General features: G+C 58.4%; 14 protein-coding genes, 2 pseudogenes and 1 riboswitch. Of the genes and pseudogenes, 11 read left to right on the top strand and 5 right to left on the bottom strand.

Annotated elements, in window-relative coordinates; genetic code table 11:
• The first annotated feature begins 1 nt into the window (after window position 1).
• Both leuC and leuD read left to right on the top strand, forming a co-directional pair.
• Window positions 2-1,402, top strand: coding sequence for a 3-isopropylmalate dehydratase large subunit (gene leuC, locus EXW94_RS22510; protein ID WP_089599191.1), 1,401 nt, complete (start codon window positions 2-4; stop codon window positions 1,400-1,402).
• Window positions 1,403-1,412: 10 nt separating this feature from the next.
• Window positions 1,413-2,018, top strand: a complete 606-nt coding sequence (leuD, locus tag EXW94_RS22515) for a 3-isopropylmalate dehydratase small subunit (RefSeq protein ID WP_003856384.1) — start codon at window positions 1,413-1,415, stop codon at window positions 2,016-2,018.
• 91 nt (window positions 2,019-2,109) lie between these two features.
• On the opposite strand, the gene EXW94_RS22520 is transcribed toward leuD, so the two are convergent.
• The 3 genes and pseudogenes from EXW94_RS22520 to sgrT form a co-directional block, all read right to left on the bottom strand.
• Window positions 2,110-2,262: a Hok/Gef family protein gene (locus EXW94_RS22520; RefSeq protein ID WP_010427008.1), complete on the bottom strand. Its 153-nt coding sequence runs from the start codon at window positions 2,260-2,262 to the stop codon at window positions 2,110-2,112.
• A gap of 217 nt (window positions 2,263-2,479) precedes the next feature.
• Window positions 2,480-3,657 (bottom strand): annotated as a pseudogene (locus tag EXW94_RS22525) (sugar efflux transporter).
• 120 nt (window positions 3,658-3,777) lie between these two features.
• Window positions 3,778-3,930: a glucose uptake inhibitor SgrT gene (gene sgrT / locus EXW94_RS22530; RefSeq protein WP_010427011.1), complete on the bottom strand. Its 153-nt coding sequence runs from the start codon at window positions 3,928-3,930 to the stop codon at window positions 3,778-3,780.
• A gap of 88 nt (window positions 3,931-4,018) precedes the next feature.
• Between sgrT and sgrR the strand changes: the two genes are divergently transcribed.
• From sgrR to thiQ, 4 genes are all read left to right on the top strand, one after another.
• A complete protein-coding gene (sgrR, locus tag EXW94_RS22535; protein ID WP_174341057.1) occupies window positions 4,019-5,674 on the top strand; it encodes an HTH-type transcriptional regulator SgrR in 1,656 nt (551 codons plus the stop codon).
• 36 nt (window positions 5,675-5,710) lie between these two features.
• Window positions 5,711-5,811: riboswitch (TPP riboswitch) on the top strand.
• A 31-nt stretch (window positions 5,812-5,842) separates the two neighbouring features.
• Window positions 5,843-6,826 (top strand): thiamine ABC transporter substrate binding subunit, encoded by a 984-nt coding sequence (thiB, locus tag EXW94_RS22540; protein ID WP_174341058.1) that lies wholly within the window; start codon window positions 5,843-5,845, stop codon window positions 6,824-6,826.
• Window positions 6,802-8,412, top strand: coding sequence for a thiamine/thiamine pyrophosphate ABC transporter permease ThiP (thiP, locus tag EXW94_RS22545; RefSeq protein WP_174341059.1), 1,611 nt, complete (start codon window positions 6,802-6,804; stop codon window positions 8,410-8,412). Before thiB ends, thiP begins: the two co-directional genes overlap by 25 nt.
• Entirely contained in the window at window positions 8,396-9,097 is a 702-nt protein-coding gene (gene thiQ, locus EXW94_RS22550) for a thiamine ABC transporter ATP-binding protein ThiQ (RefSeq protein ID WP_174341060.1), read from the top strand. Before thiP ends, thiQ begins: the two co-directional genes overlap by 17 nt.
• A 31-nt stretch (window positions 9,098-9,128) precedes the next feature.
• Here thiQ and EXW94_RS22555 read toward each other — a convergent pair whose 3' ends face one another.
• Window positions 9,129-9,896: a DedA family protein gene (locus EXW94_RS22555; protein ID WP_174341061.1), complete on the bottom strand. Its 768-nt coding sequence runs from the start codon at window positions 9,894-9,896 to the stop codon at window positions 9,129-9,131.
• Between the two features lie 118 nt (window positions 9,897-10,014).
• A pseudogene (araC, locus tag EXW94_RS22560) lies at window positions 10,015-10,859 on the bottom strand (arabinose operon transcriptional regulator AraC).
• 336 nt (window positions 10,860-11,195) lie between these two features.
• Between araC and araB the strand changes: the two are divergent.
• From araB to rapA, 5 genes are all read left to right on the top strand, one after another.
• A complete protein-coding gene (gene araB, locus EXW94_RS22565) occupies window positions 11,196-12,905 on the top strand; it encodes a ribulokinase (RefSeq protein WP_174341062.1) in 1,710 nt (569 codons plus the stop codon).
• Window positions 12,906-12,915: 10 nt separating this feature from the next.
• A complete protein-coding gene (gene araA / locus EXW94_RS22570; protein WP_174341246.1) occupies window positions 12,916-14,418 on the top strand; it encodes an L-arabinose isomerase in 1,503 nt (500 codons plus the stop codon).
• Window positions 14,419-14,504: 86 nt separating this feature from the next.
• A complete protein-coding gene (gene araD / locus EXW94_RS22575) occupies window positions 14,505-15,200 on the top strand; it encodes an L-ribulose-5-phosphate 4-epimerase (protein WP_100165490.1) in 696 nt (231 codons plus the stop codon).
• A gap of 116 nt (window positions 15,201-15,316) precedes the next feature.
• Complete coding sequence (polB, locus tag EXW94_RS22580) at window positions 15,317-17,674, top strand: DNA polymerase II (protein ID WP_174341063.1); 2,358 nt, start codon at window positions 15,317-15,319, stop codon at window positions 17,672-17,674.
• Between the two features lie 127 nt (window positions 17,675-17,801).
• Window positions 17,802-20,708 (top strand): RNA polymerase-associated protein RapA, encoded by a 2,907-nt coding sequence (rapA, locus tag EXW94_RS22585; protein WP_108417110.1) that lies wholly within the window; start codon window positions 17,802-17,804, stop codon window positions 20,706-20,708.
• Window positions 20,709-20,710: the final 2 nt, after the last annotated feature.

Consider the following 20,710-nt stretch of genomic DNA (forward strand, 5'->3'; position numbering starts at 1 on the left):
CATGGCTAAGACGTTATATGAAAAGTTGTTTGATGCGCACGTTGTCTACGAGGCGCCAAACGAAACCCCGCTGCTGTACATTGACCGCCACCTGGTGCACGAAGTGACCTCACCTCAGGCATTTGACGGCCTGCGCGCGCACAAGCGCCCGGTACGTCAGCCGGGTAAAACCTTCGCGACGATGGATCACAACGTGTCCACCCAGACCAAAGACATTAATGCCTCGGGTGAGATGGCCCGCATTCAGATGCAGGAGCTGATTAAGAACTGCAACGAGTTTGGCGTTGAGCTGTACGACCTGAACCATCCCTATCAGGGCATCGTCCACGTGATGGGGCCAGAACAGGGTATCACCCTGCCGGGTATGACCATCGTGTGCGGCGACTCCCATACCGCGACCCACGGCGCGTTTGGCGCGCTGGCGTTCGGGATTGGCACTTCCGAAGTGGAACATGTTCTGGCAACGCAGACCCTGAAGCAGGGGCGCGCCAAAACCATGAAGATTGAAGTGAAGGGTAAAGCCGCGCCGGGCATCACCGCGAAAGACATCGTGCTGGCGATCATCGGCAAAACCGGCAGCGCGGGCGGTACCGGCCACGTTGTTGAGTTCTGCGGAGAAGCCATTCAGGCGCTGAGCATGGAAGGGCGTATGACCCTGTGCAACATGGCCATTGAAATGGGCGCCAAAGCCGGTCTGGTCGCGCCGGACGAAACCACATTCAACTACGTCAAGGGCCGTCTGCACGCGCCAAAAGAGCAGAATTATGTCGATGCCGTCGAATACTGGAAAACCCTGAAAACCGACGACGGTGCGAGCTTTGATACCGTTGTCACGCTGCAGGCAGAAGAGATTGCGCCGCAGGTGACCTGGGGCACCAACCCGGGTCAGGTGATTTCCGTCAACGACAGCATCCCCGATCCGGCGTCTTTCGCCGATCCGGTCGAGCGCGCCAGTGCGGAAAAAGCGCTGGCCTATATGGGGCTGAAACCTGGCGTTCCGTTGACCGACGTAACCATTGATAAAGTCTTTATCGGTTCCTGCACCAACTCCCGTATCGAAGATTTACGTGCCGCCGCCGAGATTGCCAAAGGCCGCAAAGTAGCACCAGGCGTGCAGGCGCTGGTGGTTCCAGGCTCCGGTCCGGTGAAGGCGCAGGCGGAAGCAGAAGGTCTGGATAAGATCTTCATTGAAGCAGGCTTCGAATGGCGTCTGCCTGGCTGCTCCATGTGTCTGGCGATGAACAACGACCGCCTGAATCCGGGCGAGCGCTGCGCCTCCACCAGCAACCGTAACTTTGAAGGCCGTCAGGGCCGAGGTGGGCGCACCCATCTGGTCAGCCCGGCAATGGCCGCCGCTGCAGCAGTTACCGGTCATTTCGCCGATATTCGCAGCCTCAAATAAGGAGACAATCATGGCAGAGAAATTTACCCAACATACGGGCCGGGTTGTCCCGCTGGACGCCGCTAACGTCGATACTGATGCGATCATTCCTAAGCAGTTTCTACAGAAAGTAACGCGTACCGGTTTTGGTGCGCACCTGTTTAACGACTGGCGTTTCCTGGACGATAAGGGCGAAGTACCTAATCCGGAATTCGTGCTGAACTTTCCGGAATACAAAGGCGCCTCCATTTTGCTGGCGCGGGAAAACTTTGGCTGCGGATCGTCGCGTGAACACGCGCCATGGGCATTGACCGACTACGGCTTTAAGGTGGTTATCGCCCCGAGCTTCGCGGATATCTTCTACGGCAACAGCTTCAACAACCAGCTGCTGCCGGTCACGCTGAGCGATGAACAGGTCGATGAGCTGTTTGCGCTGGTGCAGGCAAATCCGGGCATATCGTTTGAAGTGGATCTGGAAGCGGAAGTGGTGAAAGCCGGGGATAAGACCTACAGCTTCAGCATTGATGCGTTCCGCCGTCACTGCATGCTGAACGGTCTCGACAGCATTGGTTTAACTCTCCAGCACGAAGACGCTATTTCAGCGTACGAGAAAAAACAGCCTGCGTTTATGGGCTAAAGGCAATGGCCCGCAGGGCGCGGGCCATTGATAAGGGTGCGTTGAGGCTCAACCACTCTGGAGAGGCGGGGAAATTTCCCCGCCAATACCGCTAACGTTTTGCTTCGTAAGCCAACACTGCCGCCAGCTCTGTTTTCTCCTGTCTGAAGTGCAGCTCGCACAGCGAGTCACGCACCATCCAGGTGAAGATCAACAGCGTCGTACAGATCAGAAACAAACCTAACAGCAGAGTACGTTTTGGCATTCCAGCCTCCTTATTGCTTTTCGGCAATGAAGAGACTAACCTCGCAATGTCGGTAGTGAAGTTAGTCTCCCCATCAGTTTTTTTGATGTGGGACTCTCCACTGTTTGCCTCTTGCGAAAGCCTGAGGCAAACAGCCTCAAGCACCCGCCACGCACTCTATTCTCCTTCCAGGTACCTGTCAGAAAGTCGTTTCATTTCGTGAAGCCGCCTTCCAGAATCAGACATCCTTAACCCGGCAGGTCAGCCCAAGCGTAACCACCGAAATCGCGGCAATCATCCAGTAAACTGAGCCATGCCCGTAACTTTGCGCCAGCGCCCCCTGAATCACCCCCGCCAGGATCACTCCGGTCGAAATACTGTTGGTAAAAAGCGTGGTCGCCGACCCGGCGCGGCCCGGCATTAAATCCTGGAACCAGAGCATGCCGATCCCGGCAACAATCCCAATAAACACGGCGTTAAACAGCTGCAGCGCCAGCAACGCTTCACGTGAATGGAAAAGAATCATCCCCGCGTAGAACAGCACCCCGGCCGCCACGGCGACAATCATCATCCGACGCTTTCCGAAGCGCTTAACGTAGTATCCCGCCAGAATCATTGCCGGAATCTCCAGCCCGGCGGCGGTCCCCATGAGGATCCCCGCGAGCTTGTCCGGTAAACCCAGATCGCTGCTGATCCACAGCGGCATATCAATGATATACATGGTGTTGCAGGTCCACATCAGCGTGGAGGCAATAAACAGCATGCGGACGTTTTGGCCTGCCAGCCGCTCTCCTGGGTGACAGGTGTATCCGTCGTCTGTTCGACACGCGCCACAGACGGCAGCGCGAAGGCAATCAATGCCAAACTGATGACAAAAATCCCAGCGGCAATGGAGAACATGGTGGTGAAGCCGTAGTTCAATGCCAGCATGAAGGCCAGCGGCGGTCCAATGACCCACGCCAGCGAGAGCTGCGCGCGCATCACGGAGCTAAACATCACCACTTCCCGCGCCGAGCTATCGGCATATTCGCGAGCCAGCGCGAACAGCTGCGGCATGGCAGTGTTCGCCAGTGACGCCAGCAGCACGCCGCAGGTAATGAGGGTCAAATAATGACGGTTAAAGGCAAACAGCAGCGCGTTGCCTACGGCCATCACACAGCAAAAGAGGATCAGCTTGCGCCTGTCACCCTGACTGTCGGATCGTTTTGCCAGCCACAGGCTGACCAGAATCCCGGCAATGGCGTTGACGGTATAAAACAGCCCCACCCAAAACGGCTGCGCCCCCACCTCGCGGCTGAGAAACAGGCTCAGCGTCGGTGCCTGAAGCGCCCCCGCCACGCCCATCATAAAGGCGACCAGCATAAAAGCGGCATACACGCCATTCAGGCGTCGCCCCATCGTCATCAACCACAGCATGCGCAAGTCCTTGTGAAAGCGAATCGAAATTGGGTGAAATAGTAAACGAAAAAAGCCAGCAAAAACATTTTGCTGGCGGGTGATTAGCACCAATACTCAGTCACACATGATCGAGGCGAGTTAGCGAGAAGAGGTCGGTTTCGTAACGTCCCACTGCATCAATTCTTCTAACGTTTTCAGCCGTTGCTCTGCACACTGGCGGGCCAGCCAGGACAATCCTTTTGTCGCTGAAAAGTACTGCTGATAAAACTGACGTGCGGTAGACCTCTTCATAATTTACCTCCTCACTTCATCGGGAAGAATTATTGTCCTAATATAGGGATTAATAAATTGCTGGTTTTTTGTCAGGAGTTCCCCTTTTATGCCTTCTGGTCGTCTGCAACAACAATTTATCCGCCTCTGGCAGTGCTGCGAGGGGCAATCGCAGGAGACCACGCTGAACGAGCTGGCTGACCTGCTCAACTGTTCGCGCCGACACATGCGCACGCTGCTCAACACCATGCAGCAGCAGGGCTGGCTAAACTGGGAAGCCGAAGCGGGACGCGGCAAGCGCTCGCGCCTGACGTTCCTCTACACCGGCCTGGCGCTGCAGCAGCAGCGGGCGGAAGACCTGCTGGAGCAGGACCGCATCGATCAGCTGGTACAGTTGGTGGGCGATAAAGCCGCCGTGCGCCAGATGTTGGTTTCCCATCTGGGGCGCAGCTTTCGTCAGGGCCGCCATATTCTGCGGGTGCTTTACTACCGTCCAATGAAAAATCTGTTGCCCGGCACGGCGTTACGGCGATCTGAAACCCATATGGCCCGGCAAATCTTCAGCGGGCTGACGCGGATAAATGAGGAAAACGGGGAACTGGAAGCCGATATCGCGCACCACTGGCAGCAACTCTCTTCACTCCACTGGCGCTTCTTTTTACGCCCCGGCATCCATTTTCATCATGGCCGCGAGCTGGAAATGAGCGACGTCATCTCTTCTCTGGAGCGCGCCCGCAAGCTCCCCCTCTACTCACATATTTCGCGCGTCCACTCCCCTACGGCGTGGACGCTGGATATTGAACTGTCGCAGCAGGATAAGTGGCTCCCCTGGCTGCTGGGATATGTGCCATCGATGATTTTGCCCGGCGAGTGGGAATCGCTGAATAATTTCGCCAGCCAGCCAATTGGTACCGGCCCTTATGCCGTCTCCCGAAACAACAGCAACCAGTTGAAGATCCGCGCCTTTGATGACTATTTTGGCTATCGGGCGCTGATCGACGAAGTGAACGTATGGGTATTACCGGATCTCAATGAAGACCTGAGCTGCGGGCTGACGCTTGAAGGCCCCACCACCGGAGAAAAGGCCGTGGAGAGCCGCCTGGAGGAGGGCTGCTATTATCTCCTGTTTGACCGCCGCACCTACCGTGGGGCAAATCAGGCCGCCCGCCAGTGGGTCAGCCACGTTTTGTCCCCTTCCAACCTGATTTACCATGTGGAAGAGCAGTACCAGACGTACTGGTTCCCGGCCTACGGCCTGCTTCCACGCTGGCACCACGCTCGTCCAGCGCGTAGCGAAAAGCCTGCAGGGCTGGAGTCCATCACCCTGACCTACTACCGCGAGCATGTGGAGCATCGTTTTATCGCAAGAATCATGGCCCGACTGCTGGCGGCCGAAGGGGTAACGCTGGAGGTCAAAGAAGTTGACTATGACGAATGGCACCAGGGAGATATCACCAGTGATATCTGGCTGAACAGCGCCAACTTCACCCTGCCGCTCGATTTCTCGCTCTTCTCGCACCTGTATGAAGTCCCGCTGATCCAGCACTGCATCGATCGAAACTGGCAGCAGGACGCTGCCTTGTGGCGCGCGGGCGAGATGAATTTAGCCACGTGGTGCCAGGCGTTACTTGCCGAACAGGCGATCGTGCCGCTGATCCACCACTGGCTGATGATCCAGGGACAGCGCAGCATGCGCGGCCTGCGGATGAATACCCTGGGCTGGTTTGATTTTAAATCCGCCTGGTTTGCACCGCCGGAGCCATAACGCTTTCGTAATATTCACCAAATCATTACAATAGCGCCGTTCTCAACGGGGTGCTGCATCACTGATGTGCGCTGAGATAATACCCGTCGAACCTGATCCGGATAACGCCGGCGAAGGGATTTGAGGCTGTCGCTCAAAATCCTTTGCCACTCAACTTTGAGGTGCAAAGTGTTAAAAAAAGTTCTCCCCCTGCTGGCGCTGTTTGCGCTGCCTGCTTTTGCCAAGCCCGTTCTGACGGTCTACACCTATGACTCCTTCTCTGCCGACTGGGGCCCTGGCCCGGTAGTCAAAAAAGCCTTTGAAGCCGACTGCAACTGCGAGCTGAAGTTCGTCGCGCTGGAAGATGGCGTGTCGCTGCTCAACCGCCTGCGTATGGAAGGGAAAAACAGCAAGGCTGACGTAGTGCTCGGGCTGGATAACAACCTGCTGGAAGCCGCCTCGCAAACCAAACTTTTTGCCAAAAGCGGCGTCGCGGCAGATGCCGTTAACGTGCCGGGCGGCTGGAAAAACGACACCTTCGTGCCGTTCGATTACGGCTACTTTGCTTTTGTTTACGACAAAAATAAGCTGAAAAACCCGCCGAAAAGCCTGAAAGAGCTGGTCGAGAGCGAGCAGAATTGGCGCGTGATTTATGAAGATCCGCGTACCAGTACGCCGGGGCTGGGCCTGCTGCTGTGGATGCAAAAGGTCTATGGCGATAAAGCGCCGGAAGCGTGGCAAAAACTGGCCGCCAAAACCGTCACCGTGACCAAGGGCTGGAGCGAAGCTTATGGCCTGTTCCTGAAAGGCGAAAGCGATCTGGTGCTGAGCTACACCACCTCTCCGGCCTACCACATCATCGCCGAGAAGAAAGACAACTACGCTGCGGCGAATTTTGCTGAAGGTCACTACCTGCAGGTGGAAGTGGCAGCGCGTACCGCTGCGAGCAAACAGCCGGAACTGGCCGAAAAGTTCCTGAAATTTATGGTTTCACCGGCGTTCCAGAACGCCATTCCCGCGGGCAACTGGATGTATCCGGTCACTAACGTTGCGCTGCCAGCAGGTTTCGATCGGTTGACCAAACCAACAACCTCGCTGGAGTTTACGCCGCAGCAGGTCGCCGCGCAGCGTGCCGCATGGGTAAGTGAATGGCAACGCGCCGTCAGCCGTTGATTCCCGGCTGGTTAATCCCCGGTCTGCTCGCCGCCCTGCTGATGGTGGCGGTCAGCCTGGGTGCATTCCTTGCACTGTGGTTTAACGCGCCGGAGAGTGACCTGCTCGCCCTCTGGCACGACAGCTACCTCTGGCACGTGATCCGGTTCTCCTTCTGGCAGGCGTTTCTTTCTGCCCTGCTCTCGGTGATCCCGGCCATTTTTCTTGCGCGAGCACTGTATCGGCGGCGTTTTCCCGGCAGGCAGGCGCTGCTGCGCCTGTGCGCCATGACGCTGATCCTGCCGGTGCTGGTCGCCGTATTTGGCATCCTGAGCGTGTACGGCCGCCAGGGCTGGCTGGCCTCGCTCTTTGCGTTGTCAGGGCTAGAGTGGACCTTCACCCCCTACGGGCTGAAGGGTATTCTGCTCGCGCACGTCTTTTTCAATATGCCGATGGCGACGCGCCTCTTTTTACAGGCGCTGGAGAATATCCCCGGTGAGCAGCGTCAGATTGCCGCCCAGCTCGGCATGCGCGGCGTGTCTTTCTTCCGCTTCGTGGAATGGCCGTGGCTGCGCCGCCAGATCCCACCCGTGGCGGCATTAATCTTCATGCTCTGCTTCGCCAGCTTTGCCACCGTGCTGTCACTCGGCGGCGGGCCGCAGGCCACCACCATCGAGCTGGCGATCTACCAGGCGCTGAGTTACGACTACGATCCGGGCCGCGCCGCGCTGCTGGCGATGGTGCAGATGATTTGCTGCCTCGCGCTGGTGCTGCTCAGCCAGCGGCTGAGTAAAGCCCTTCCTCCCGGCAGTAATCAGATAGCAGGCTGGCGCGATCCGCAGGATAGCCTGCACAGCCGCATCATCGATTTTATCCTGATTGCGTTGGCGCTCCTGCTACTGCTGCCGCCGCTTCTGGCCGTTATCGTTGACGGACTGAACCTCAATCTTGTGTCCGTGTTGCAACAGCCCGTGCTCTGGCAGGCAACCTGGACCTCGGTACGCATAGCGCTGGCTGCCGGGCTGCTGTGCGTCATGCTGACCATGATGCTGCTGTGGAGCAGCCGCGAACTCTACGCGCGTCAGGCCCGTAAGGCCGGGCAAATGCTGGAGCTGACGGGTATGTTGATTCTGGCGATGCCGGGCATCGTGCTCGCGACGGGCTTCTTCCTGCTGTTCAACAGCACCATCGGCCTGCCGGAAAGCGCCGACGGCATTGTGATTTTCACCAACGCACTGATGGCTATTCCTTACGCGCTCAAAGTGCTGGAAAACCCGATGCGCGACGTGAACAGCCGCTACGGTTTGCTGTGTCAGTCGCTGGGCATGCAGGGCTGGCAGCGGCTGAAAGTGGTGGAACTCCGCGCCCTGAAACGTCCGCTCGCCCAGGCGCTGGCCTTTGCCTGCGTGCTGTCGATTGGGGATTTTGGCGTGGTGGCGCTCTTCGGTAATGAAGACTTCCGCACCCTGCCGTTCTGGCTTTACCAGCAAATTGGCTCCTACCGCAGCCAGGATGGGGCCGTCACGGCACTCTTACTGCTGCTGCTGTGCTTTGCGTTATTCACCGTTATCGAAAAACTTCCGGGGCGCGATGTTAGAACTGACTGATGTAACCTGGCTTTATCAGCATCTGCCGATGCGCTTCACGCTCTCCGTGCGTCAGGGGGAGAGGATCGCCGTACTTGGCCCAAGCGGCGCGGGGAAAAGTACGCTGCTTAATTTGATTGCCGGTTTTCTGCAACCGGCGAGCGGATCGATAGTGATTGAAAACCGGGACCATACCCGAACTCCGCCGGCAAAGCGTCCGGTCTCGATGCTGTTTCAGGAAAACAACCTCTTTAACCATCTGACGGTGCGACAGAACATCGCGCTGGGGATGCATCCGGGACTCAAGCTGAACGACGCCCAGCGCCAAAAGCTGGAGATCATTGCCGCACAGATGGGGATCGCTGAGTTCATCGACAGGCTGCCGGGCCAACTTTCCGGCGGCCAGCGTCAGCGCGTGGCGCTGGCGCGCTGTCTGGTGCGCGAGCAGCCGGTCCTGCTGCTGGATGAGCCGTTCTCGGCGCTCGATCCTGCGCTGCGTCAGGAGATGCTCGCCCTGGTGCAGGACGTCTGTCAGCGCCAGAAGCTGACGATGCTGATGGTGTCGCACAGTATTGAGGATGCCGCGCGCATCGCGCCGCGATCGGTGGTGATTGCCGAAGGACGTATTTTGTGGGATGGAAAAACAGAAGAACTGCTGAGTGGTAAAGCGGGGGCGTCTTCGCTGTTGGGCATTCCTGCGGTCTGATGCCCTCTCCCCGTGGGAGAGGGAAAACACCTTAACGGCTCACCACTTTTAATAAAATCTCGCCGTACACTGGCATCAGCGGGTGGCGAATCAGCGCGACCAGCGCCACCACGGCCACACCCAGCGTCAGCGGAGCCAGCCACAAAAGACGAGAGCGCGGAAGATAGCGTGTCACGCGATCGACACTGGTTTTCGCGCTGCGCCATAGCCGCCAGCAGAGCCACGCAGCCAGCCACAGCAGTACCGCCGTGCCCAGCAGCAGCCACTTAAACTCGCCGCTTTGCATTCCGTCAGGAATATCAATTGCCGCTCCGGCCAGGATGCCGGGCAGGAAGTAAAACGGCGGCCAGAAGACGCAGCCGATAATGTTCGGCACCACAAATTTCGCAACGGGCAGATCAAGCATTCCCGCCACCATCGGCACCAGCGGACGCGTTGGCCCGACAAAGCGGCCGACGAGGATGGTGAACATGCTGTGCTGATGCAGCGCGTGCTCGGTTTTATCCAGCAGCGCCTTGTTCTTTTTCATAAATGACCAGCGGTGCAGCGGCTTTTTAAAGCGCCAGCCCAGCCAGAAGGAGATCCAGTCGCCCAGCAAACAGCCGACGATACCGGCCATCCACGCCTGCCAGAAATTAACCTCACCGCTGCCGATAAGTGCGCCAAGCCCCGCCATCATCACGGTGCCGGGCAGGATCAGCCCAACCAGCGCCAGCGATTCCAGAAACGCCACCAGCGCCACGGCGATGAGCGAGTACATAACAGACTGGGTAATAAAGTGTTCCAGCAATGCCTGCATAACTATTCCGGTCAGAAAACGAATCAGCGATTCTGCTTAGCGCCCCGCACCGCGTCAAGGCATCAATTGTCTGAATAGTTTACAAGATGCTCCTGAAGTTCACCTGAATGTTTACCGTTTATTCACATCCCGCACGGAATTCGCTCGGGCTGGCCCCGGTGCATTTTTTAAATACGCGAGAGAAATAGAGCTGATCTTCGAAGCCCACGTTGCGCCCCACGGTGGCAATAGGCATTCGGGTGGTGCTGAGCAGCAGCTTCGCCTGGCTGATGCGCTGATCTTCGCGCCAGCTCAGCACGCTCACGCCAAGCTGCTGGCGGAACAGATGCGACAGGCGCGAAGGCGACAGGCAAACGTGCTGGGCGACGCTGGCAATATCAAACTGGCTGTCGGCCAGATGATCGCTGATGTACTGGCAGGCGTCGCGGACGCGGTTATCCAGCGGCGGGTTAAGCGATTCATTGATCGCTTCCATCCGGCGCAGCAGCACCTGTTCCAGCAGGTTAATCGCCAGCAGTTCGGCGTAGCGTCCGCCCGCCTGTCCCGCCTCAATAATCTGGGCAAACAGCTCGCGAAACTGCGACAGATGCGCCTCATCCGGGCGATAAAAGCCGGTATGCGCAAAAATGGCGGGCCACGAAAGCCACTCCTGCCAGTAGGCGCGCGGACGGAAGTAGACCCACTGGTGATACCACTCTTTGGCATCCGGGTGGCGGCCGTAGTGGTGGATCTCCCCAGGCGGGAACAGCAGCATATCGCCGGGGCGGCAGATAAACTGCTGATCGCCGTTTTTAATGACCCCTTCACCGCGCACGGTGAGGTTCAAATATACCCTTTCATTCCGAGCGGTCGGTCGACATAGAAATCGAGATAGCCCTCAGCCTCAATGGGCGTCAACCCTGCCACCAGGTGAGCATTAAACGAGTAGCCCGGCAGCAGGGGATCATTTTGCGGTTCAGCCATAATTTCAATACTCCCAACGGTCCTGAAGGAAACCAATTGTCCATATCGTTAAAAGCAGTATAAAAATGGCCCGCAAAAAGATCCAAAAAGCATTATGTCTCTTTTACGTCCGCCATGTTTCAGCCTTTCTCTCTGATTTCTCCGCCAGTATGAGCAGATAAGCAGTAACAAAAGTGTCTATAAGCGCGGCAGAAATGTCCACATTGATTATTTGCACGGCGTCACACTTTCAATCGTAACAGCAATTTAGTCCATAAGATTAGCGGATCCTGCCTGACGATTTTCGCCCCCAGTCTCTAATGTTCTTCCATACCTGTTTTTTGATGGAGCAACACCATGGCAATTGCGATTGGCCTCGATTTTGGCAGCGATTCGGTTCGCGCGCTGGCAGTGGACTGTACGTCCGGCCAGGAGATAGCAACCAGCGTTGAGTGGTACCCGCGCTGGCAAGAGGGGCGCTACTGCGATGCGCCAAACAACCAGTTCCGCCACCACCCGCGTGACTATATCGAGTCGATGGAAGCGGCGATCAAAACCGTCCTGGCTGAACTGACGGACGCCCAGCGGGCGGAGATTGTCGGGATTGGCGTCGATAGCACCGGCTCAACGCCTGCCCCGGTGGATGCCGAAGGCCGCGTGCTGGCGCTGCGCCCGGAGTTCGCCGACAACCCGAACGCCATGTTCGTGCTGTGGAAAGACCACACCGCCGTGGAGGAGGCTGAAGCCATCACGCGTCTGTGCCATCAGCCGGGCAAAACCGACTACTCGCGCTACATCGGCGGGATTTATTCCAGTGAATGGTTCTGGGCCAAGATCCTCCACGTTACCCGCGCCGACGCCTCCGTTGCGCAGGCAGCCGCATCGTGGATTGAGCTGTGCGACTGGGTGCCTGCCCTGCTCTCCGGCACCACGCGTCCGCAGGATATCCGCCGCGGCCGCTGCAGCGCCGGGCATAAATCGTTATGGCATGAAAGCTGGGGCGGCCTGCCTCCAGCCGCGTTCTTCAATGAGCTCGACCCGATTATCAACAAGAGCCTGACATATCCGCTGTTTACCGACACCTTTACCGCCGATATTCCGGTCGGCACGCTCTGCGAAGAGTGGGCGAAACGCCTCGGCCTGCCGCAGAACGTGGCGATCTCCGGCGGCGCCTTTGACTGCCATATGGGCGCCGTGGGCGCAGGTGCACAGCCTAATACGCTGGTGAAAGTTATCGGCACGTCTACTTGCGACATTCTGACGGCGGATAAAGCCACCGTCGGTGACCGCGCGGTGAAGGGCATCTGCGGCCAGGTGGACGGCAGCGTGGTGCCGGACTTTATCGGCCTCGAAGCCGGTCAGTCCGCGTTTGGCGATATCTACGCCTGGTTTGGCCGCGTGCTGGGCTGGCCGCTGGACCAGCTCGCGGCGGCGCATCCTGAACTGAAAACCCAGATAGCCGACAGCAAAAAGCAGCTTCTGCCGCAGCTCACCGAAGCCTGGGCGAAAAATCCCTCGCTCGATCACCTCCCGGTGGTGCTGGACTGGTTTAACGGTCGTCGCACGCCGTTCGCCAACCAGCGTCTGAAAGGGGTGATCGCGGATCTCAACCTGGCAACCGACGCGCCTGCGCTGTTCGGCGGCCTGATTGCCGCAACGGCCTTCGGCGCCCGCGCCATTATGGAGTGCTTCACCGAGCAGGGCATCGACGTGAACAACGTGATGGCGCTGGGCGGCATCGCCCGTAAAAACCCGGTGATCATGCAGGCCTGCTGCGACGTGCTGAACCGTCCGCTGCAGATTGTAGCCTCCGATCAGTGCTGTGCCCTGGGCGCGGCGATTTTTGCCGCCGTGGCCGCAGGCGTCCATGCCGACATCCCGACCGCGCAGCAGCATATGGCGAGTGCCGTCGAAAACACCCTTCAGCCGCGTGCCCAGCAGGCGCAACGCTTCGAACAGCTTTATCAGCGCTACCAGCAATGGGCAAAAAGCGCCGAACTTCACTATCTCCCTGTCGCCGCCCCGGCTAAAAGCACCGCGGACACTACGGCAACCCTGACCCATTAAGGACACGATGATGACCATTTTTAATAACTTTGAAGTGTGGTTTGTGATTGGCAGCCAGCATCTGTACGGACCGGAAGCGCTGCAGCAGGTGACGAAACACGCGGAGCACGTGGTTAACGCGCTGAACGCGGAAGCTAAACTGCCGTGCAAACTGGTGCTGAAACCGCTGGGTACCACGCCGGACGAAATCACTCACATCTGCCGCGACGCCAACTACGACGATAAATGCGCCGGTCTGGTGGTGTGGCTGCACACCTTCTCGCCAGCAAAAATGTGGATCAACGGTCTGTCTATCCTCAACAAACCGCTGCTGCAGTTCCATACCCAGTTCAACGCCTCCCTGCCGTGGGACAGCATCGACATGGACTTTATGAACCTGAACCAGACCGCGCACGGCGGCCGCGAGTTTGGCTTCATCGGCGCGCGTATGCGTCAGCAGCACGCGGTGGTCACCGGCCACTGGCAGGATGGCAAGGCGCAACAACGTATCGGCTCCTGGATGCGTCAGGCGGTCTCAAAGCAGGACACCCGCCACCTGAAAGTGGTGCGTTTTGGTGACAACATGCGTGAAGTTGCGGTCACCGACGGCGATAAAGTCGCCGCGCAGATCAAGTTCGGCTTCTCCGTGAATACCTGGGCCGTGGGCGACCTGGTGCAGGTGGTGAATGAAATCAGCGATGGCGACGTAAGCGCGCTGGTGGACGAGTACGAAAGCAGCTACCGCCTGACGCCTGCGGCACAAATCAACGGCGACAAGCGCCAGAACGTGCTGGACGCGGCGCGCATCGAGCTGGGCATGAAGCGCTTCCTGGAACAGGGCGGCTTCCACGCTTTTACCACCACCTTTGAAGACCTCCACGGTCTGAAACAGCTGCCGGGTCTGGCGGTACAACGTCTGATGCAGCAGGGCTACGGCTTTGCGGGCGAAGGCGACTGGAAAACTGCCGCTCTGCTTCGCATCATGAAGGTGATGTCGACCGGTCTGCAGGGCGGCACCTCCTTTATGGAGGACTACACCTACCACTTCGAAAACGGCAACGACCTGGTGCTCGGCTCGCACATGCTGGAAGTGTGTCCGACAATCGCCGTCGAAGAGAAACCGATCCTCGACGTACAGTATCTCGGCATCGGTGGTAAAGCCGATCCGGCGCGTCTGATCTTCAACACCCGCACCGGCCCGGCCATCAACGCCAGCCTGATCGACCTCGGCGATCGTTTCCGCCTGCTGGTGAACTGCGTCGATGCGGTTGAAACCCCACATTCTCTGCCGAAACTGCCGGTCGCCAACGCCCTGTGGAAAGCACAGCCTGACCTGCCAACCGCCTCAGAGGCCTGGATCCTGGCCGGCGGCGCGCACCATACGGTGTTCAGCCACGCGCTGGATCTGAACGATATGCGTCAGTTCGCGGAACTGCACGATATAGAACTGACCGTCATTGATAACGATACCCGCCTGCCCGCCTTCAAGGACGCGCTGCGCTGGAACGAAGTCTATTACGGTTCAAAACGCTAAGCCCTGAATGCCCGGTGGCACTGCGTTTACCGGGCCTACGGAACCGTAGGCCGGATAAGCGAAGCGCCATCCGGCAGGAGACAATAATGTTAGACGATCTCAAACGTCAGGTGCTCGAAGCTAACCTGGCGCTGCCGAAACATAACCTGGTGACCCTGACCTGGGGCAACGTTAGCGCCGTTGACCGGGAAAAAGGCGTGTTCGTGATCAAGCCTTCCGGCGTGGATTACGCGGTAATGACCGCAGAAGACATGGTGGTGGTCAGCATCGAAACGGGTGAAGTAGTGGAAGGCAGCAAAAAGCCCTCCTCCGACACGCCCACCCACCGCCTGCTGTATCAGGCATTCCCGACCATCGGCGGCATTGTGCATACCCATTCGCGCCATGCGACCATCTGGGCGCAGGCGGGCCAGTCCATCCCGGCGACCGGCACCACCCACGCGGACTACTTCTACGGCACCATTCCCTGCACGCGTCTGATGACCGATGCGGAGATTAACGGTGAGTACGAGTGGGAAACGGGGAACGTGATTGTTGAAACCTTCGAAAAACAGGGGATCGACGCGGCGCAAATGCCCGGCGTGCTGGTGCACTCCCACGGCCCGTTTGCCTGGGGTAAAAACGCGGAAGACGCGGTGCATAACGCCATCGTGCTCGAAGAGGTCGCCTATATGGGGATCTTCTGTCGCCAGCTGGCACCGCAGCTCCCGGATATGCAGCAAACCCTTCTGGACAAGCATTATCTGCGCAAGCACGGCGCGAAAGCGTATTACGGGCAGTAGCCTGTAGGCCGGATAAGCGCAGCGTCATCCGGCAAAACAGATACTGTATAAAACCCCAGCAGACCCACCTCAACCAGGCTATAATCAGGCCTGGTTTTGTTTTCTGGGATAACGGCGTGGCGCAGGCGCAAGAAGGCTTTTTACTGACCCGACACTGGCGGGATACCCCTCAGGGCACCGAGGTCGCGTTCTGGCTGGCGACGGACAACGGTCCGCTGCACGTTACGCTGCCGCCGCAGGAATCCGTGGCCTTTATTCCTGAAGCCCACGTCGAGAAGGTAAAGCAGCTGCTGCGCGGTGAAAACGGCTGGCGCATCACTCCGCTTGAGTTGAAGGATTTCCACCGCCAGCCGGTTTACGGCCTTTACTGCCGCGCCCACCGCCAGCTTATGCGCTATGAAAAAGTGCTCCGCGAAGCGGGCGTGACGCTTTACGAAGCGGATATCCGCCCACCGGAACGCTTTCTGATGGAGCGGTTTATTACCGCCCCCGTCTGGGTTGATGGCATCGAACAAAACGGCAGCGTCGTGAATGCTCGCCTGAAACCTAACCCACATTATCGCCCGCCGCTGAAGTGGGTCTCCCTGGATATCGAAACCACCCGTCACGGCGAGCTTTACTGCATTGGCCTGGAAGGCTGCGGCGATCGGGTTGTCTATATGCTCGGGCCTCCGAATGGCGATGCGTCCGCGCTGGATTTCCGGCTTGAGTACGTCAACAGCCGCCCGCAGCTGCTGGAGAAGCTTAACCAGTGGTTTGCCGACTATGATCCCGATGTTCTGATCGGCTGGAACGTGGTGCAGTTCGACCTGCGCGTGCTGCAAAAACACGCCGAGCGCTACCGCATCCCGCTGATGCTGGGGCGCGGAAACAGCGAGCTGGAATGGCGCGAGCACGGTTTTAAGAACGGTGTTTTCTTTGCACAGGCTAACGGTCGCCTGATTATTGACGGCATCGAGGCGCTTAAGTCCGCCTTCTGGAACTTCTCTTCATTCTCCCTTGAAGCGGTCGCGCAGGAGCTGCTTGGCGAAGGCAAATCCATCGACAACCCCTGGGACCGAATGGACGAGATCGACCGCCGTTTTAACGAAGATAAACCTGCGCTCGCCACCTATAACCTGAAAGACTGCGAGCTGGTCACGCAGATATTCCATAAAACCGAGATCATGCCGTTCCTGCTGGAGCGCGCGACGGTGAACGGACTCGCGGCGGACAGACACGGCGGCTCCGTGGCGGCCTTTAGCCACCTCTATTTTCCGCGAATGCACCGGGCAGGGTACGTTGCCCCCAACCTCGGGGACGTGCCGCCGCAGGCCAGTCCCGGCGGGTACGTGATGGACTCCCGGCCAGGATTGTATGACTCGGTGCTGGTGCTGGATTACAAAAGCCTCTACCCGTCGATTATCCGCACCTTCCTGATCGATCCCGTCGGGCTGGTTGAGGGCATGGCGCAGCCGGACGATGAACGCAGCACCGAAGGCTTCCTCGGCGCACGCTTCTCGCGGGAAAAACACTGTCTGCCTGAAATCGTGGGCAACATCTGGCACGGCCGCGATGAGGCCAAGCGCCACGGCAATAAGCCCCTTTCTCAGGCGCTGAAAATCATCATGAACGCCTTTTACGGCGTGCTGGGTACCAGCGCCTGCCGCTTCTTCGACCCGCGACTGGCCTCCTCCATCACAATGCGCGGACACGAGATTATGCGCCAGACCAAAGCGCTGATTGAGTCCCGTGGCTATGACGTCATCTACGGCGACACGGACTCCACCTTTGTGTGGCTTAAGGGCACGCATTCAGAAGACGACGCAGCGCAAATCGGCAAAGCGCTGGTCGCCTTTGTGAACGACTGGTGGGGCAAGCATTTGCAAAAAGAGCGGTTAACCAGCGCGCTGGAGCTGGAGTTTGAAACCCATTTTGCCCGCTTTTTAATGCCCACCATTCGCGGCACCGATCAGGGCAGCAAGAAGCGCTACGCCGGGCTGATTCAGGAGGGCGACGCGCAGCGGATGGTCTTTAAAGGGCTGGAGACGGTGCGCACCGACTGGACGCCGCTGGCGCAGCAGTTCCAGCAAACCCTCTACCTGCGGGTCTTCCGCAATGAGCCGTATCAGGACTACATCCGCGAAACCATTGCCAGCCTGATGGCGGGCGAACTTGACGCACAGCTGGTGTATCGCAAGCGCCTGCGCCGCCCGCTGGCGGAGTACCAGCGTAATGTGCCGCCCCATGTGCGCGCCGCGCGACTGGCGGATGAAGAGAACGTGCGGCGGGGCCGCGCGCCGCAGTATCAAAACCGTGGCACAATCAAATATGTCTGGACCACCAGCGGCCCGGAACCGGTTGATTACCAGCAATCGCCGCTCGATTACGATCATTATCTGACGCGCCAGCTTCAGCCGGTCGCGGAGGGAATTTTGCCCTTCATCAATGATGATTTTGCTACACTAGTGACAGGGCAACTTGGCCTATTTTGACGCGTGACGAAATGGCTGCCATCCAGTACCATAGCGCCCTTTCCATTCCCGGACCCATTTTTCGATGACCGTCTTTTTGACGGTGGTTGAACTATTGCCTGCAATTAAAGATTAGAGCCGAACAACTATGCCTTTTACACTTGGTCAACGCTGGATCAGCGATACAGAAAGCGAACTTGGATTGGGAACCGTCGTTGCCGTCGATGCGCGCATGGTTACCCTCCTCTTCCCTGCCACCGGTGAAAACCGTCTGTACGCTCGCAATGACTCCCCTGTTACCCGCGTGATGTTCAATCCGGGCGACACCGTGACCAGCCATGACGGCTGGCAGCTCAAGATTGAAGACGTAAAAGAAGAGAATGGACTGCTCGCCTACATTGGTACTCGTCTTGATACGGATGAGGCCAATGTCATCCTGCGTGAAGTACTGCTCGACAGCAAACTGGTGTTCAGTAAGCCGCAGGACCGCCTGTTTGCCGGGCAAATTGACCGTATGGATCGCTTCTCTCTGCGCTATCGCGCGCGTAAGTTCCAGAGCGAACAGTACCGCATGCCGTGGAGCGGCCTGCGCGGCCAGCGCACCAGCCTGATCCCTCACCAGCTGAACATCGCCCATGACGTGGGCCGTCGCCACGCGCCTCGCGTGCTGCTGGCCGATGAAGTGGGCCTGGGTAAAACCATCGAAGCGGGCATGATCCTGCATCAACAGCTGCTTTCTGGCGCTGCCGAGCGCGTGCTGATCGTGGTACCGGAAACCCTGCAGCACCAGTGGCTGGTTGAGATGCTGCGCCGCTTCAACCTGCGCTTCTCCCTGTTCGACGACGAACGTTATGCTGAAGCGCAGCACGACGCCGACAACCCGTTTGAAACCGAACAGCTGGTCATCTGTTCGCTGGACTTCGTGCGCCGCAGCAAGCAGCGCCTGGAGCACCTCTGCGACGCCGAGTGGGACATTATGGTGGTCGACGAAGCGCACCACCTGGTCTGGAGCGAAGATGCGCCGAGCCGCGAATATATGGCTATCGAGCAGCTTGCTGAGCGCGTGCCTGGCGTTCTGCTGCTGACCGCAACGCCGGAGCAGCTGGGTCTTGAGAGTCACTTCGCCCGTCTGCGCCTGCTCGATCCAAACCGTTTTCACGATTTCGAGCAGTTTGTCGAAGAGCAGAAGAACTACCGCCCGGTTGCCGATGCCGTCGCCCTGCTGCTGGCGGGCAATCGTCTCTCTAACGATGAGCTGAACACCCTGAGCGATCTGATTGGCGAGCAGGATATCGAGCCGCTTCTGCAGGCTGCCAACAGCGACAGCGACAACGCGGAATCCGCGCGCAAAGAGTTGATCGACATGCTGATGGATCGCCACGGCACCAGCCGCGTGCTGTTCCGCAACACCCGTAACGGCGTCAAAGGTTTCCCGAAACGCGAACTGCATACGATTAAACTGCCGCTGCCGACGCAGTATCAGACGGCAATTAAAGTCTCCGGCATTATGGGTGCGCGCAAAACCCAGGAAGAGCGCGCCCGCGACATGCTTTATCCGGAACAAATCTACCAGGAATTTGAAGGTGATACCGGCACCTGGTGGAACTTTGACCCGCGCGTGGAGTGGCTGATGGGCTATCTGACCGCCCACCGCTCCCAGAAGGTGCTGGTGATCTGCGCCAAAGCGGCCACCGCGCTGCAGCTGGAGCAAGTCCTCCGCGAGCGTGAAGGTATTCGCGCTGCCGTGTTCCACGAAGGCATGTCCATCGTCGAGCGCGACCGTGCGGCAGCGTGGTTCGGGGAAGAGGACAGCGGTGCGCAGGTGCTGCTGTGCTCGGAGATCGGCTCTGAAGGCCGTAACTTCCAGTTCGCCAGCAACCTGGTGATGTTCGATCTGCCGTTTAACCCGGATCTGCTGGAGCAGCGTATCGGGCGTCTGGATCGTATCGGTCAGGCACATGATATTCAGATCCACGTTCCTTACCTGGAAAAAACCGCGCAGTCCGTGCTGGTACGCTGGTTCCACGAAGGTCTGGATGCGTTTGAACATACCTGCCCGACGGGCCGCACGATTTACGATCAGGTGCATGGCGATCTGATCGGCTACCTGGCCGCGCCGGAAAACGCGGAAGGGTTTGATGAGCTGATCAAGTCCTGCCGTGAGAAGCACGATGCGCTGAAAGCGCAGCTGGAGCAGGGCCGCGACCGTCTGCTGGAGATCCACTCCAACGGCGGCGAAAAAGCGCAGGCGCTGGCGGAAAGCATCGAAGAGCAGGATGACGACACCAGTTTAATCAGCTTCTCCATGAACCTGTTCGACATCGTCGGGATCAACCAGGACGATCGCGGCGAGAACATGATCGTCCTCACGCCGTCGGATCATATGCTGGTTCCGGATTTCCCGGGCCTGCCGGAAGATGGCTGCACGATCACCTTCGAACGTGATGTGGCGCTGTCTCGCGAAGACGCCCAGTTCATTACCTGGGAGCACCCGCTGATCCGCAACGGTCTGGATCTGATCCTCTCCGGCGATACCGGCAGCAGCACCATCTCCCTGTTGAAAAACAAGGCGCTGCCAGTGGGCACCCTGCTGGTCGAACTGATCTACGTTGTGGAAGCGCAGGCGCCAAAACAACTGCAGCTCACCCGCTTCCTGCCGCCGACGCCGGTGCGTCTGCTGCTGGATAAAAACGGTACTAACCTGGCCGCGCAGGTCGAGTTCGAGAGCTTCAACCGTCAGCTGAGCGCGGTTAACCGTCACACCGGCAGCAAGCTGGTCAACGCCGTTCAGCAGGACGTGCACGCCATTCTGCAACTGGGTGAAACCCAGGTTGAAAAAGCTGCTCGTGAATTGATTGATGCGGCACGCAGCGAAGCCGACGAGAAGCTCTCAGCAGAGCTTTCTCGACTGGAAGCGTTAAAAGCGGTTAACCCGAACATTCGTGATGATGAACTGGCGGCGATTGAAAGCAATCGTCAGCAGGTGCTGGAGAGCCTGGATCAGGCAAGCTGGCGTCTGGACGCACTGCGTCTCATCGTTGTGACGCATCAGTAAAC

It is taken from the genome of Enterobacter sp. JMULE2, assembly GCF_013337145.1.
Lineage (GTDB): Bacteria > Pseudomonadota > Gammaproteobacteria > Enterobacterales > Enterobacteriaceae > Enterobacter > Enterobacter mori.

What these genes read in the sequence shown, in the direction of transcription:
- thiQ (WP_174341060.1), top strand. Translation starts at nt 8,396, where the DNA reads ATGTTAGAACTGACTGATGTAACCTGGCTTTATCAGCATCTGCCGATG.
- sgrR (WP_174341057.1), top strand. Translation starts at nt 4,019, where the DNA reads ATGCCTTCTGGTCGTCTGCAACAACAATTTATCCGCCTCTGGCAGTGC.
- thiP (WP_174341059.1), top strand. Translation starts at nt 6,802, where the DNA reads ATGGCAACGCGCCGTCAGCCGTTGATTCCCGGCTGGTTAATCCCCGGT.
- EXW94_RS22555 (WP_174341061.1), bottom strand. Translation starts at nt 9,896, where the DNA reads ATGCAGGCATTGCTGGAACACTTTATTACCCAGTCTGTTATGTACTCG.
- EXW94_RS22520 (WP_010427008.1), bottom strand. Translation starts at nt 2,262, where the DNA reads ATGCCAAAACGTACTCTGCTGTTAGGTTTGTTTCTGATCTGTACGACG.
- leuC (WP_089599191.1), top strand. Translation starts at nt 2, where the DNA reads ATGGCTAAGACGTTATATGAAAAGTTGTTTGATGCGCACGTTGTCTAC.
- araD (WP_100165490.1), top strand. Translation starts at nt 14,505, where the DNA reads ATGTTAGACGATCTCAAACGTCAGGTGCTCGAAGCTAACCTGGCGCTG.
- araB (WP_174341062.1), top strand. Translation starts at nt 11,196, where the DNA reads ATGGCAATTGCGATTGGCCTCGATTTTGGCAGCGATTCGGTTCGCGCG.
- sgrT (WP_010427011.1), bottom strand. Translation starts at nt 3,930, where the DNA reads ATGAAGAGGTCTACCGCACGTCAGTTTTATCAGCAGTACTTTTCAGCG.
- leuD (WP_003856384.1), top strand. Translation starts at nt 1,413, where the DNA reads ATGGCAGAGAAATTTACCCAACATACGGGCCGGGTTGTCCCGCTGGAC.
- rapA (WP_108417110.1), top strand. Translation starts at nt 17,802, where the DNA reads ATGCCTTTTACACTTGGTCAACGCTGGATCAGCGATACAGAAAGCGAA.
- araA (WP_174341246.1), top strand. Translation starts at nt 12,916, where the DNA reads ATGACCATTTTTAATAACTTTGAAGTGTGGTTTGTGATTGGCAGCCAG.